Origin of the sequence: Humibacillus xanthopallidus, from assembly GCF_044793955.1 — a bacterium.
Classification (GTDB): domain Bacteria; phylum Actinomycetota; class Actinomycetes; order Actinomycetales; family Dermatophilaceae; genus Humibacillus; species Humibacillus xanthopallidus_C.
On the sequence record NZ_CP084995.1, the window covers coordinates 3,816,872 to 3,831,249 of the forward strand.

Annotated in this window: 11 protein-coding genes; 3 read left to right on the forward strand and 8 right to left on the reverse strand. The window is 72.0% G+C overall.

Annotation, left to right across the window (positions count from 1 at the left end; translation table 11 throughout):
• Positions 1–3 precede the first annotated feature (3 nt).
• The 4 genes from LG278_RS17275 to LG278_RS17290 are packed head-to-tail and all read right to left on the reverse strand — an operon-like array spanning position 4 to position 5,835.
• The gene (locus LG278_RS17275) at positions 4–1,602 is read right to left on the reverse strand and encodes a peptide ligase PGM1-related protein (RefSeq protein ID WP_404388736.1); all 1,599 of its coding nucleotides are present in this window, start codon (positions 1,600–1,602) and stop codon (positions 4–6) included.
• Positions 1,599–2,765 (reverse strand): adenylate/guanylate cyclase domain-containing protein, encoded by a 1,167-nt coding sequence (locus tag LG278_RS17280; protein WP_404388737.1) that lies wholly within the window; start codon positions 2,763–2,765, stop codon positions 1,599–1,601. Before LG278_RS17280 ends, LG278_RS17275 begins: the two co-directional genes overlap by 4 nt.
• Positions 2,762–3,157 carry a response regulator gene (locus tag LG278_RS17285; protein WP_404388738.1) on the reverse strand — a complete coding sequence of 132 codons (396 nt, stop codon included), beginning with the start codon at positions 3,155–3,157 and terminating at the stop codon, positions 2,762–2,764. Before LG278_RS17285 ends, LG278_RS17280 begins: the two co-directional genes overlap by 4 nt.
• The gene (locus tag LG278_RS17290) at positions 3,154–5,835 is read right to left on the reverse strand and encodes a response regulator (protein WP_404388740.1); all 2,682 of its coding nucleotides are present in this window, start codon (positions 5,833–5,835) and stop codon (positions 3,154–3,156) included. Before LG278_RS17290 ends, LG278_RS17285 begins: the two co-directional genes overlap by 4 nt.
• A 198-nt stretch (positions 5,836–6,033) precedes the next feature.
• On the opposite strand from LG278_RS17290, the gene LG278_RS17295 reads away from it, so the two are divergent.
• Positions 6,034–6,783 (forward strand): aquaporin, encoded by a 750-nt coding sequence (locus tag LG278_RS17295; protein WP_404388742.1) that lies wholly within the window; start codon positions 6,034–6,036, stop codon positions 6,781–6,783.
• 70 nt (positions 6,784–6,853) lie between these two features.
• Here LG278_RS17295 and LG278_RS17300 read toward each other — a convergent pair whose 3' ends face one another.
• Both LG278_RS17300 and glsA read right to left on the reverse strand, forming a co-directional pair.
• A complete protein-coding gene (locus tag LG278_RS17300; RefSeq protein ID WP_404388743.1) occupies positions 6,854–7,870 on the reverse strand; it encodes an alpha-hydroxy acid oxidase in 1,017 nt (338 codons plus the stop codon).
• A gap of 25 nt (positions 7,871–7,895) precedes the next feature.
• A complete protein-coding gene (gene glsA / locus LG278_RS17305; RefSeq protein ID WP_404388744.1) occupies positions 7,896–8,876 on the reverse strand; it encodes a glutaminase A in 981 nt (326 codons plus the stop codon).
• Between the two features lie 204 nt (positions 8,877–9,080).
• On the opposite strand from glsA, the gene LG278_RS17310 reads away from it, so the two are divergent.
• Positions 9,081–9,593, forward strand: coding sequence for a hypothetical protein (locus tag LG278_RS17310; RefSeq protein ID WP_404388745.1), 513 nt, complete (start codon positions 9,081–9,083; stop codon positions 9,591–9,593).
• A 75-nt stretch (positions 9,594–9,668) separates the two neighbouring features.
• Here LG278_RS17310 and LG278_RS17315 read toward each other — a convergent pair whose 3' ends face one another.
• On the reverse strand, positions 9,669–11,180 hold the full coding sequence (locus LG278_RS17315; RefSeq protein ID WP_404388746.1) for a leucyl aminopeptidase family protein: 1,512 nt from the start codon (positions 11,178–11,180) through the stop codon (positions 9,669–9,671).
• Between the two features lie 244 nt (positions 11,181–11,424).
• On the opposite strand from LG278_RS17315, the gene LG278_RS17320 reads away from it, so the two are divergent.
• The gene (locus tag LG278_RS17320; RefSeq protein WP_404388747.1) at positions 11,425–13,236 is read left to right on the forward strand and encodes an SLC13 family permease; all 1,812 of its coding nucleotides are present in this window, start codon (positions 11,425–11,427) and stop codon (positions 13,234–13,236) included.
• On the opposite strand, the gene LG278_RS17325 is transcribed toward LG278_RS17320, so the two are convergent.
• Positions 13,165–14,325 carry a lysylphosphatidylglycerol synthase domain-containing protein gene (locus tag LG278_RS17325; RefSeq protein ID WP_404388749.1) on the reverse strand — a complete coding sequence of 387 codons (1,161 nt, stop codon included), beginning with the start codon at positions 14,323–14,325 and terminating at the stop codon, positions 13,165–13,167. The two genes, LG278_RS17320 and LG278_RS17325, sit on opposite strands and share 72 nt — an antisense overlap.
• Positions 14,326–14,378: the final 53 nt, after the last annotated feature.

The following is a 14,378-nucleotide window of genomic DNA, read 5'->3' on the forward strand; positions in this document are numbered from 1 at the left end:
CCCTCACCGAGGCCGCGACGGCGCCAGGGGCGCCGGGGAGAGGGAGTCGCGCGCCTCGGTGAGCAAAGCCGCCTCCGCCCGGTCGAAGACATCCTGGGCGGAGGCCGGCGTGTCACCGATCGCTGTCATGCCCACCCGGCCGCACTCGGTGATCGAGCTGATCATGTGGAAGACGACGCCCGCCTGTCGTGAGGGGTCGAAGTGCAGGCCGGCCCTGGCGATGAGGTCGAAGAGGTCGGCGACCCGCAGGCCCCTGAGAGCGTCGTCCTCCAGGTGGTCGGTGGCCACGAGATGGCGCTCCAACCCGGCCGGTGTGCGGAACCGGCCTTCGTCGGGCAGGTAGCGTCCGTCGGTGAGGAACTGCAGGGTGAGGAAGGGGTGCGTCGTGCCTCCCTTGCGGAGGTTGATCTCGATGGCATGGGCCTCCCACGCATCGCCGTGGCGCACGACGACGAAGTCGAGTGCGAAGCGACCGAGCACGCCCTTGTCGGCGAGCACCCGGCCCACCGCCTCGGCCTCGTGCGTGATCGCCGCCGCATAGGCGGGGTCGGCGGGGAACCGCGCCCCGAGGTAGACCTGACCGGACGGCCCGCCCAGGATCTGGTCGTGGGTCGAGAGGATGTCGAGCTCGCCGAGCGGCGTGACCGCCATCTGCACGCTCGGGCTGCGCACCTCGTCACCGACGATGCGCTCCTCCACGATGCCGCCTGCGTCGGCCAGTCGCTTGAGGTAGGTGTCGAGCGTGATCTTCGCGCTCTCCAACTGCATCGCCATGACGCGGTCCGTCACGGCTGCACGCACGTCGCCGGCCGCGGGCAGATCTCGCAGGTCGACGAGCGCGTTGCCCGACCCCGACGCCCCCTCGTTGAGCTTCATCATCGCCCACTCCGCGGCCGGTCGAGCAGCGTGCAGGTCGAGCAGCGCAGCCACCACGTCCTCGACCGAGTGGAGGTCCTCAGCGCCGAAGGGATACGTGACCCCGGCCTCGGCGAACGCCCTTCGGCAACCCGTCTTGGTGCCCAGGGGGAAGAGTCGCGGGTCGGCGGCATACATCGGGATGCCGAGCACCAGCGCGAGGTCACGCTCACGCCAGGTGCTGTTGTAGGGGATGAGGTGCGAGCGCGCCGTGTCTGGAATGAGAGACGCGACGTGCGCCAGCAGGCGCGGGCGGGAGAGCAGCTTGTCGGTCAACGGCGCGGTGGACGAGTCGCCGACCGACACGAGCGATAGGCGCGAGCGTGCGTGGCTCGGGATGACACCCGGCAGCAGCGACAGGTAGTACTCCACGATCTGATCACTGATCGGCATCGAGGTGACGTAGACCATCCGGAGCCGGGGCTGGCGGAGCAGGAGCAGCAGGAAGAGCAGACGCTCCTCCATCGCCTGGTTCATCGCTCCCGCACTCGGCGCCATCCGGTCGATGCTCATCGAGGGCACCACGACGACCGACTCGCGAGGGTCGTCCTTCCGGATGGATCGCCAGATCTCGGGCAGACGCTGCTGGAGCGCGTCGAAGCGTTCCTCCCGCGCGGCCTCGTCGAGGTCGTCGAGTAGCTCCGCCTGCCCGAGGTCGGGTGCTCCGGTGGTCGCGCTGGCGTTCATGACTTGCCTTCCGGGTCGACGGTGCCGATGACCTCGTGGACATCCACGGGCCGTGAGATGCCACGCAGCTCGAGGGGACCGAGGGCGCGCGTCTCGAAGCGCCCGTCGAGGCCGGCGAGCACCCGCGGGCTGATCAGGATCTGGCGAGCCTTGGCCGCGTCGCAGAGCCGCGCGGCGACGTTGGTGACGGTGCCGATGGCGGCGTAGTCCCACCGCCCCTCGAAGCCCACCCTCCCCAGCGTCGCGTAGCCCTGGGCGATGCCCACGCCGAAGCCCAGGTCGTGCCCGTGCCGACGCCAGGACTCCGCCAGCTCGTCGACGCGGTCTCGCATGTCGAGGGCCATGCGGACGGCACGCTCGGGCGCGTCGGTGCAGGGCGGCGGGTCGTTGAAGAACACCATGAGGCCGTCACCGGCGAAGTGCTCGAGCGTCCCCTCGTAGGCGAAGACCAGCGCGCCGAGCGTCGCGTGGTAGTCGCGAAGCACGGCCATCGTCTCCTCGGGCTCGGCCGTCTCGGCGAAGGCGGTGAAGCCCCGCAGGTCGGTGAAGACCGTCGTGATGTCACGGCGGTGGCTCTCGAGGAAGGACTCGTCACCGGTCTCGACGATGAGCCCGGCGATCTGGGGCGAGAGGAAGCGGCGCAGCCTTCCGAGCCGCTCGAGGTCATCGACCTGCGCCGCGACCCGCCGCTCCAGCTCGGCGTTCCAGTGCTCGAGGGCTGCCCGCTGCTCGACGACGGTGTCGTGCAGCCGCTTGACCCGCGCCAGGGAGCGCACCCGCGCCAGGAGCTCGGCCTGGTCGAAGGGTTTGGCGATGAAGTCGTCGGCGCCCACCTCCAGCGCTCGAAGCCGCTGCTGCGTCCCGCTCGCCGTGACCATGACGACCGGGAGCATCGCGGTGCGCGGCTCGGCCCTGATGCTGGCGCAGGTGGCATAGCCGTCGAGCCCCGGCATGAGCACGTCGAGCAGCACGACGTCGACGTCGGACTCGGCGAGCACGGCGAGCGCCTCCTCCCCCGACGCGACGGAGCGCACGAGGAAGCCCCGGGGCTCGAGCACGGCGTGCAGGAGCTTGCGGTTCGCCTCGAGGTCGTCGACGACGAGCACCCTCACCCCGGACTCTGGCTGCGGCTGCGACCGCGCGGCGACGGCACCGCTCGTCACGGCTGCCCCCGCTCGTCGTGCCGCGGGAGGTGCCGTCGCACCTGCGCCGGGAACTCGCGGACGCTGATCGGCTTCTCGAGGTAGCCGGCGAAACCCGCCGTCAGCACCCGCTCCCGGTCGCGCCGCATGGCAAAGGCGGTCAGCGCGATCACCGGGATGTGCTCGGTCTGGCCGTGTCCGCGGATGAGTTCGAGCGCCGCGTAGCCGTCGATGCCGGGGAGCTGGAGGTCCATGAGGATGACGTCCGGCAGCGTGGTCCTCGACTGCTCGACCCCCTCCTCACCCGTCGTCGCGACGACGACGAGGAAGCCGGCATACTCCAGCACGTCGCGGGCCAGCTTGAGGTTGCGGGGGTTGTCCTCGACGAGGAGGACGACGGGCGGCCGGCTCATGACGCCTCCCCGTCTCCGGCGTCGCGCTCGCGGGCGACGTGATCCCCGGCGACCGCCGCGAGCCGCCGCGCGAGACCCGGCAGGTCGATCCCGGCCTTCTCGGCGACGAAGGCGATCCGGCCCTCGAGGCGCGAGCGGTCCTGCGGAGTCAGGGACTTCGCGGTCAGCACGACGATCGGCGGCCCCTCCGAGTCGCGTTCGGGGCGCAGCTCGTCGATGACGGCGAAGCCGTCGACCTGCGGCATGAGCAGGTCCATGACGACGACCGACGGCGACACGGCGCGCACGAGATCCGCCGCCTGCTGGCCTCCGGCGCACGTGTGCACCTCCCACCCGAGGGGCTCGAGGGTGCTGCGCACGAGCTTGAGCGCCAGCGGGTCGTCGTCGACGACCACGGCGCTCAGGCGGTGCGGCTCCTCGCCCTCGACGCCCCAGGAGGGTGGCAGCAACCGTGTCACGGCGGCGAGGAGGTGCTCGCCGCTCACGGGTTTGACGAGGTACTCCGTCGCCCCGAGGGCGAAGCCGCGGCCGCGTTCAGGCTCGACGCTGACGACGACGACCGGCACGTGGGCCGTCTGGGGGTCACCCTTGAGGGCGGCCAGCACCTCCCAGCCGTTCATCCCGGGTAGGTGAATGTCGAGCACGACGGCCACGGGCTCCTCGGCGCGCACGAGGTCGAGGCCCTGCTCGCCGCTGGAGGCCACGACGGTGCGCAGGCCGGCCGCCCGCAGGTGCAGCTCGACGAGCTCGGCAGAGCGCGGGTCGTCCTCGATGACCACGACGGTCGGCCCGGTGATCTCCACGTCCTGGAGTCCCGAGTCCGGCTCCGGCGCAGTGGTCGAGGCGGGCTGCGGGATCGCGAAGCCGAAGGTGCTGCCCTCGCCCGGGGTGCTCGTCAGCCACAGACGGCCACCGTGCAGCTCGACGATGCGGCGGCTCAAGGTCAGCCCGAGACCGGTGCCCTCGCTCGACGATGCCGACCGTTCGCCCTGCTGGAAGGAGTCGAAGATGCGGTCCTGGTCGGCCGGCTCGATGCCGATGCCCGTGTCGGTCACGGTGACGTCGATCTCGTCACCGTCGCGCCACGCGCGCACGGTCACGCGGCCTCCGTCGGGCGTGAACTTGACGGCGTTGCTGAGCAGGTTGAGCATCACCTGCTTGAGCCGCAGCTCGTCGGCCGAGACCGTGCCGAGGTTGCCGTCCGCCTCGAGGCTCAGCCGTATGCCGTGCAGCGACGCTCGCTCGCGCACCAGCGCCAGTGCCTGGCTGATGACGTCGTCCATGGGGAACCTCGTGAGGTCGAGCTCCATCCGGCCGGCCTCGATCTTGGACAGGTCGAGGATGTCGCCGAGTAGGGCGAGCAGGTGGCGCCCGGCCGCGTGGATGTCTCTCAGGTAGTCGTCCTGGCGATCGTTGAGCTCGCCGAACATCCGCTCGAGCAGCACCTCCGAGAAGCCGATGACGGCGTTGAGCGGGGTGCGCAGCTCGTGGGACATGCTGGCGAGGAACTCCGACTTGTGACGGCTGGCGGCGGCCAGCTCTGCGCTCTGCTGCTCGAGCTGCTGGTAGAGGCGGGCGTTCGTCAGGGCCACGGCCGACTGGCTCGCGAAGGCCGCGAGCAGCTCGCACGTCTCGTCGCTGAACGACCCCACCGACTTGCGGCGCACGACGAGCGCCCCGACGACCCGATCTGGACGCACGAGCGGGATCGCGACCAGCGAGCGCCACCCGTCGGCGTGCAGCAGGCGCAGGTGCGGGTCGAGCGGCGGCGTCTCGGCGTCGAGGTCCGCGATCTGCAGCACCTCCCGACCGCGCGCGGCCCGCCCCACCCAGGTGCGGTCGAGGTGGATCTCGGTGGCACGCAGGGCCTCGATGACCGCAGGGGTCGTGCCGTAGGCGGCTCGGACGCCGAAGAGACCCGTCGCCTCGTCGAACTCCATCAGCGAGCCACCGTCGGTGCCGGAGAGCTGCACGGCGTGCGTGACGATCGTCGTCAACACCTCGTCGGCGACGAGCGTCGAGCTGATCGCCTCCCCCACCTCGGCGAGCGCCTCGAGCTGGTCGACCTTGCGCGCCAGCTCCGCCGACCGGCTCTCGAGGGCGGTCACGAGCTGGACGTGCAGCAGCGCGAGGGCGGCCTGCTCGGCGAAGGTGGCGAGGAGGGCCTCGGCCGCGTCGTCGAAGGGGTTGACCGTCGTCCTCCACACGTTGAGGGCTCCCACGACCTGGTCACCGACGACCATGGGGGCGCCCATCATCGACCGGTAGCCACCCATGCGCTGGAAGTCGCTGCGGCCGTACTCCGGGTCGGCCAGCACGTCGGTGATCCGGTGCACGGTGCGGTCGATGGTCACGCGGCCCACGAGGGTGCCGCGGTCGCGAGTGATCGGGTGGCGCGCGACGAAGTCGACGAACTCCTCCGAGAGCCCGCTCGAGCGGGCCAGGACGTAGTACTCGCCGTCCCCGAGATAGATCTGCGCCACCTGCGCGTCGAGCAGCCGCCGGGCGTTGTCGACGACGGCATCGAAGACGCGGGTCTGGTCGGACGACGAGCTCGTCAGCACCTTGAGGATGTCGCTCGTGGCCCGGAGCTGCTCCTGCACCTCGGCCAGCCGCACCTCGAGGGCGCGCGCACGGTCGACCCCCGTCGGTCCACTCGACTCCTCGAACCGGCTCATGCCAGTCCTCCATCGCGCCGTGAGCAACTCCCTTGTCCCCTCCAGCAGTCTCCACCTCGCGGCGGTCGCCCGTTGCGGAAACAGGTGGGTCCACCGGAGCGGCGCAGCGCAGATCCGGGGCAGACCTGCGACGGGGCTCTAGGCTCGCCACCAGGCAGCCCGGGGGTCGGGCTGGCTTCCCGAGACAAGGGGTCCCTCATGCCTGACACCACGCCGGCCAACGCTCCGGCTCCCGACATCACCCGCAAGGCCGTGGCCGAGGCCATCGGCACGTTCATCCTGGTCTTCTTCGCCGTCGGCTCCGCCGTCTTCGGCATCGAGTCCATGAGCAAGCTCGGTGTCGCCTTCGCGTTCGGCTTCGTGCTGCTCGCCCTCGCCTACTCCATCGGTCCGGTGTCCGGCTGCCACGTCAATCCCGCTGTGACGCTTGGTGTGCTCATTCGCAAGGGGATCACCACCAGGGAGGCCGCCTACTACTGGGTCGCACAGCTCGTCGGCGCCATCGTCGCCGCGGCTCTGCTCAAGCTGATGGTGTCGGGCTTCGGCGGTGTCACGGACGAGTCCGGGGGTCTCGGCACCAACAACTGGGGCGACTCCATCACGGCGGGCGGCACCTTCGTCCTCGAGGTCGTGATGACCTTCCTGCTCGTCTTCGTCGTGCTGCTGGTCACGAGCCGTGCGGCTGCCCCGGGCTTCGCCGGCCTCGCGATCGGGCTGGTGCTCACCGCGATCCACATCGTCGGCATCCCGCTCGACGGCACGTCGGTGAACCCGGCTCGATCCATCGGCCCGGCACTGTTCAACGGCGGCGAATCCCTCGCCCACGTGTGGATGTTCATCGTCGCGCCCCTCATCGGTGGCGCTCTCGCAGCCCTTGCAGCGCCCTTCTTCGAGACGGCCACCGCGCGCGGCGAGAAGGACCCGACCGGAGCCGACGTTCCGGCCTGACCGCCGCCCACGGATCCACCCGTGCCTCAGCGTCCTCCCGGGCGCTGGGGCACGGCCATGCCCGCTGTCGTCAGCGACGCACGAGGTCGGGGCCCACGTCCGCGCACGACCGGCACCCGGCGAGCACCAGGGCCTCCCTGACCTCCTCGGTCAGCTCGGCGAGGAGGGCGCTCACCCCGTGGGAGCCGCCTGCGGCGAGCGCCCAGAGCACGGGCCGTCCGACGAGCACGGCTCGCGCGCCCAGGGCCAGTGCCGTGAGCACGTGAGAACCGGTGCGCACCCCGCCGTCGACATAGACCTCGACGCGCGCGCCGACCGCCTCGACGACCTGCGGCAGCGCCACCGGCGAGGGCACGACCCCGTCGAGCTGACGACCGCCGTGGGTCGACACGACGACGGCAGCGGCGCCCGCAGCCACGCAGTCACGTGCGGCCTGCGCCGACAGCACCCCCTTGGCCACGACGGGCAGGCCACTCAGCTCGGCCAGTCGCTCGAGGTCGTGCGGACCCACGTCGGGAGCCTGCCGCAGCCGGGGGTCGTCGACGTCGCGCTGGTCGAGGGCGGGCACGATGCCGAGGGGCGGCAGGACCGCGGGCGCGCCGGCGCGCTTGCTAGCGACCTGGGGCGTGTCGACGGTGACGACCAGCGCGAGCGCTCCTGCGGCAGCGGCCCGTCGGGCGACCTCGTCGGTGATCCCCCGGTCCCGCAGCACGTAGAGCTGCTGCCAGAAGGGCCCGACGGCGCCGACCTCCTCGACGGGTGTGCTCGAGCGCATCGACAGCACCATGAGGGCCCCGGTCCCACGGGCGGCCAGAGCCACCCCGACCTCGCCGGACGGGTGGGCCAGCCGTTGGGCTGCCGTCGGCGCGACGAGCACCGGGGCTGCGAGAGGGTGACCGAGCACCTGGGTCACCGTGGTCGTGCGCGACACGTCCCTCAGCACGCGAGGCTGCAGCAGCACGTCGTCCCAGGCCCGCGCCTCCCGGGCCAGCGTGACCTCTGCTCCCGCGCCCGCGGCGTAGTAGGCGAAGACGTCGTCGGCGAGCAGCTCCTGCGCCCGCCGCCGCAGCGCCTCGTGGTCGATCACGACGCCGGCGCGGGCCGCACGACCGTCACTCCTCCACCGCGCGTGACGCAAAGATGTTGAGTCCCAGGTCGATCGAGAGTCGCCGGGTGATCAGCTGCCCCCGCACGCTGTTGCCGGCGGCATCGAGACGGGGTGACCACGTGGCGAGACCGCCCTTGCCGGGAGACACGGTGACGATCGCGCCGCTGACGCCGCTCTTGCCGGGCAGCCCGATGTCCCACAACCAGTCGCCCGTCCGCTCGTAGAGCCCGGCCGTGGCCATCACCGCGAGCACCTTGGCACAGGTGTCCTCGCGCACGACCCGCTCCCGCGTGATCGGGTTGACGCCGCCGTCGGCGAGGGTCGCGGCCATGACGGCGAGGTCGTGGGTGTCGACGGAGAGCGAGCACTGGCGGGTGTAGACGTCGGTCGCCACGTCGGGGTCCCCGAGCACGCGCCCGTAGCTGTGCAGCAGGTGCGCGATGCCGTGGTTGCGCAGGTTGGTGCGCGTCTCGCAGTCATAGACCTCCTCGTCGATGACGAGGTCACGCCCGGCGAAGCGGCTGAGCCCCTCGCGCACGAGTCCCCACCCGGCCTCCCGGTCACCACCGGCGTCGACGAGCAGGCTGGTCGCCGCGATCGCGCCGGCGTTGACCATCGGGTTCATCGTGCGCTGCTCGTTGAGCTCGACGGCCATCACCGAGTTGAACGGCATACCGGTTGCGTTGGCTCCCAAGCGATCTCGCGTCACATCGGCGCCGAGCGCATCGCAGGCGAGCGCCAGCACGAAGGGCTTGGAGACGCTCTGGATCGAGAAGCTCTCGCCGATGTCTCCGACCTCGACCGACCGTCCCCGCACCGAGACCACCGACACGGCGCACGCGTCCGGGTCGGCCTCGGCCAGCTGCGGGATGTAGGTCGCGACCACTCCCTCGTGCACCCCGAGACTCTCGGCGTGCGCCGCCGTGACGAGGGCACGCACCATCTCCTCACGCGGCAGTGTCCCCGTCGAGATCGTTGACGCCACCGTGCCACCCCCTCCGACCACCTTGACGTATGCCGCTCGGCCGGGTCGTCGCACCTCCCGTCCGTGGGCTCGCGCAGCCTTGCAGGCGGTCGCTCTGTCCTGCATCACCCCTCGGGGGTGATGCCCCCGTGCCCGGCGGACAGCAGAGTCGAGGTGGCAGGACGCGTCGGCGGTGCGCAGGCGCGACGACGAAAGGACCTCGGCATGGCGGCATCGATTTCCCTCGGCTCACTCACGTCGTCCCAGGCTGACCTCATCCGCGAGACCGAGACGGCGCGGCTCGCCGAGCTCGACGAGGACGAGCTGCTCGCCCTGCACGCGCGCATCCGTCGCGCCCGCAACAAGTACGTCGGCCTCTACCGCCGCCAGGGCGCGGCCCGGGTGGCTGCCAAGGGCGCTCGGGGCAAGGCTCGTCCGGCCAACCGGCTCAACGCCGAGAGGGCCGAGGTCTTCGAGCTGGCCCTCGCCCGGGTGAGCAAGCGCATCGACGTCGTCGCGCGCGCCGCCGCCGCCGAGCTCAAGGCGGAGCGCCTCGCCGCCGCAGCCGCGGTCAAGGCCGGCACCGGACCCGATGGGGCGGCGGCGGCCGGCACCGGCACCGGCACCGCTGCGGCCTCGACGCGGCGGCGTGCCACGAAGACCACGGGTGGCGTGAAGCGCGACGCGAGCTCGCAGTCCGCGGGCGCTCGTCGCCAGGCCAAGCGCGACGCGCGCTGACCGCTGCCCCCACTCCCGGGTCGGCGCCGGCCGCAGGACTCCGCGGCCGCGCCGACCCGAGAGGGCTCCCCAGACCTACGCGCGCGTGGGCACCGTGAACGTGCAGGCGAGCTCGACGAGCAGCCGGGTGCCGAAGCCGGTCGCCCCCTTGTTGCGCCACCCGCGGGCGGCCGGCAGCTGAGCCGTGCCGGCGATGTCGACGTGCGCCCACGGGGTGTCGCCGACGAACTCGGCGAGGAAGAGGGCCGCCGTGATCGACCCGGCGTTGGGCCCACCCATGTTGGTCATGTCGGCGATCGGCGAGTCGAGCTGCTTGCGGTAGGGGCGGTGCAACGGCAGCGGCCACACCGGCTCGTCGACCTCCTCACCGGCCCGACGCACCTGGTCGGCGAGGCCGTCGTCGTTGGCCATCAACCCGGCGAGGTCGACGCCGAAGGTGCGCAGGCACGCCCCCGTCAGGGTCGCGATGTCGACGATCGCGTCGACGCCCTGCTCCACCGCGAGCACGAGGGCGTCGGCCATCACGAGGCGGCCCTCGGCGTCGGTGTTGAGCACCTCGACCGTCGTGCCGCCGCGCATCGTGAGCACGTCACCGAGCTTCATCGCCGAGCCCGAGGGCATGTTGTCGGTGCACATGAGGTAGCCGGTGACCTCGGTGCGGCAGCCGACGTCGCGCAGGGCCGACATCGCGGCGAGTACGGTCGCGGCGCCCGTCATGTCGTTCTTCATCTGCGCGTGCGAGTCGTCGCTCGGCTTGAGGCTGATGCCGCCGGAGTCATACATGATGCCCTTGCCGACGAGGGCGAGATGGCCCGTCGGAGACTCGGGCACGTAGCGCAGCCGCACCATGCGCGGCTCGTCGACACTGCCCATGTTGACGCCGAGCAGGCCGCCACAGCCCATCTCGATGAGCTCGTCCTTGCCGAAGACCTCCACCTCGAGACCGGTCCGTCGGCCCACGTCCTCGGCGACCTGGGCCATGCGCGCCGCGCTGAGGATCGCCGCGGGGCAGTTGGCGAGATCGCGACCGAGCATCGCGGCATACGCCAGCACCCGCCCGCGGTCGATGCCCTCGCGCACGGCGTCGGCGGCGGCGTCGGGGGCGACGATGACGAGCGACTCGAGGGTCGGCTCGTCACTGCCCTTGCCGATGAGGAAGCGCCAGCGGGCGAGCAGCACGCCCTCGACCACGGCTGCGGCGAACTCGGCCGTCGACAGGCCCGTGTCGCCTGCCGGCAGCTCGACGGCGAGCCGCTTCTGGTGCGGCACGGCGTGGGCGAAGTCGGCGGCGAGGTCGCGCACCGTGGCGGCGACGACGCTCGCGCGGGCGCCGATGCCGAGGGCGACGAGGGCCCTGCCCTCCGCCGAGGGCACGACGAGGGTCGTGCCCCGCTCGGCGCGGAAGCCTGCGGCCTCGAGGGCCGCCCGGTCGAAGCCCAGATCGCTCGGCACCGCGCCGTCGGTGGCGACGGGCACCGCGACCGCACCGGCCCGGTCGGGGGTCGGCAGCGACGCCGAGGTGGTGACCTCGATCTCGAGGCTCGCCGACGGGACGGGATCCGCCGACCGGGCTGCTGGCGTGCTCATCAGTTCTCCTCTGGGGTGGCGCCCGGCCCCTCCGAGCGACGTCGACTCGCGGCTCGCCGCCGGAGCGACCCGCCACCCCAGCGTCGGGCACGCTGCGCCGCAATGCCGTCACCCGTTGGGGGTGAAGCCGGTCACCTAGGCTCACGGTTAGGTTCACCCCCGACCGGGCGTCTCTGCCGGTCACCGCATCCCGGGAGGCGTGACACGACATGGGCAAACCCTCAGCGCCGGCGCGGGTGCGCCCGTGAGCCCGTCGACGACCAGCCTGCTCGTCCTCGCCGTGACGATCGTGCTCTTCGTGTGGAACCGCCTCCCCGTGGGCGTCGTGGCAGTGCTCACCGCTCTCGCGCTCTATCTCACCGGCCTCGTCGACGCCACGACCGCCCTCGCCGGCTTCGGTGACCCGGTGGTCGTCTTCATCGCCTCGCTCTTCATCGTCAGCGAGGCGCTCGACGCGACCGGGGTCACGACGTGGGCCGGGCAGCGGCTCATCGCGGTGGTCGGCGACGGACCGATGCGGGTGCTCGTCGCCGTGCTCGCGCTCTGCGCGCTCCTCACCGCGGTCATCACGCTCAACGGGTCGGTCGCGGCCCTCCTGCCGATGGTGCTCGTGCTCGCGCTCAAGATCGGCACGCCGCCCTCGCGCATGCTCATGCCGATGGCCTTCGCGGGCAGCGCCGGCTCGCTGCTGGCGCTCACCGGGAGCCCCGTCAACGTCATCGTGTCCGAGGCCGCGCAGGACGCCGGCGCCGGCGCCTTCGGCTTCTTCTCGTATGCCGTCATCGGCGTTCCGCTCGTGATCGGCACCATCCTGCTCGCCGTCCTCCTCGGACCCCGGGTGCTGCCCGTGCGCCAGTCCGCGAGCGCCCCGCGCGACCTCAGCAGCCACGCCGGCAACCTCGCGGAGCACTATGAGCTGCACGACGGCTTCTACCGTCTGCGCGTGCGACCCGGGTCCCCGCTCGAGGGCACGGCGACCGCGGCCCTCGACCTCACGGCATACCACGGCCTGGTGCTCATCGGCCTGCAGAGCGGCGGGGGCCACACCTTCTCGGGTGACCACGTCGTCGAGGCCGGCGACGTGCTCGTCGTCACCGGCGACCCGGCCGAGGTGAGCCGCCTCGTCATCGCGCAGCTGCTCGCCGTCGAGATGAAGCCGATCACGACCGCCGACGGCGAGCTCGTCACGCGCGACGTGGGGGTGAGCGAGGTCGTCGTGCCGCCGCGGTCTCCGCTCGTCGGTGAGGTCGCCTTCCCGGGGCAGCAGCGCAGCTCCGAGCTCGTCATCCTCGGCATCCGACGGCTGGGCAACGACGTTGGACCGCGGCCGGTCGAGCTGGCGGCCGGAGACAGCCTGCTGCTGCACGGAACGTGGTCCTCGATCGACGAGCTCGTCCACGACAGAGACGTGCTCATGGTCGACTCGCCCGATCTCGTTCGGCGCCAAGCGGTTCCGCTGGGTGCCCGGTCGGGTGTCGCGATCACCGTGCTGATCGCGATGGTCGTGCTCCTCGCCTTCGCCATCGTGCCTCCGGCGATCGCCGGGCTGGCTGCGGCCACGGCGATGGTGCTCTTCCGTGTCGTCACCGTCAACCAGGCCTACCGGGCGGTCTCGTGGCAGACGGTCGTGCTCATCGGCGGTCTTATCCCGCTCTCGACGGCGATCCAGACCAGTGGTGCCGCCGACGTCGTCGCCCGGCGGCTCATCGACATCGTCGGCGCCGGGCGGCCCTACCTGCTGCTCGTCGCACTCTTCGCACTGACAGCCGTGCTCGGCCAGGTCGTCAGCAACACGGCGACCGTGCTCATCGTCGTGCCGATCGCCGTTGCCGCCGCGCAGGAGACAGGGGTCTCGGTGCTGCCGGTCCTCATGCTCATCGCCGTGGCCGGCGCAGGCGCGCTGCTGACGCCGATCGCGACGCCGGCCAACATGATGGTGATGGGGCCGGGTGGCTACCGCTTCTCCGACTACTGGCGGCTGGGCCTACCGGTCATGCTGCTCTGGCTCGTCGTGGCCGTCGTCGTCATCCCGCTCGTCTGGCCCTTCACCGGCTGACGCGAGCCCCCGCTGGCTGTGGCGCCACCACAGCACCGTGAGGCCACCGAGGGCGAGTGGCACGAGCATCCAGCACACGCGGAAGACGACCATGCCCGCCACCGCAGTGGTCTCCCACGGACCGGTGTCGAGCCCGAGGATCGTCAGCACCGCAGCGTCGAGCACGCCGACACCGGCGAAGGGCAGCGCGGTCAGTGGATAGCTGATGAGCAGCGCGACGACGATCGAGACCGCGGAGGCCGCGGCGGCCGGCACCCCGGCGAAGCGCAGGCAGAGCAGGAGCAGCAGGGCCTCGCTCAGCACGAGCCCGACCTGACAGGCCATCGCCTTGAGGCTCCCGCGACGCAGCGCCTCACCCGACTGCGCGACGAAGTCGCCCGCCCGCCTCGACCAGTCGACGGGGTCGACGCGGTGCGAGACCCGGCGGGCCCGCTCCCCCACCCAGCCGGCGGCCGCGGCGGCCACCCGCTCACCCCGGGCTGCGATGGCGAGACCGGCGACGACGGCCGCCGCCACGAGGCCGCTCGTGAAGGCGGTCCAGACGAAGGACGACTCGACCTGGCCCGCCGCGAAGGCGACCGCGAGGCCGAGCGCCGGCGCTCCGAAGCGCGCGACGTAGTAGGTCAGCGTGTTGAGCGAGATGCCGCTGACGCCCTCGGCGGCCGGGATGCCCCACGAGCGCAGCATCGAGATGCGCAGCACGACGTCGGCGGGAGGCGGTGCGACCGTCGCGATGAGGTTGGCGGAGAGGTCGTTCGCGAGCGCCCGACGCAGCGGGAGCGCCGGCACGAAGATCGCGAGCGGGCCGGCATTCAGCGTCTGACGGATCGCGATGACGGCGAGCAGGGCGAGGATCTCGAGCGGGGCGAGGTCGCGCACGGCCACCCACACCGCGCCCCAGTCGACCTGCCCGACGATGCGGGCGAACCACCACAGCGCGACGAGCACGACGCCGACCTTGACGATGTCGGAGACGACGATCCGGCGGCGACTCGGACCGACAAGACGTGGCGGCCATGCGGGGCGGCGTGCCCTCCCTACGCGGGTCGCGTCGGTCGCGTCGGTCGCGCCGGCCGCGTCGTCGTCCATGACCACAGTCTCGGGTCTCGGCCGCCCCGTGGCACTCACCCCGATCGGGCGAG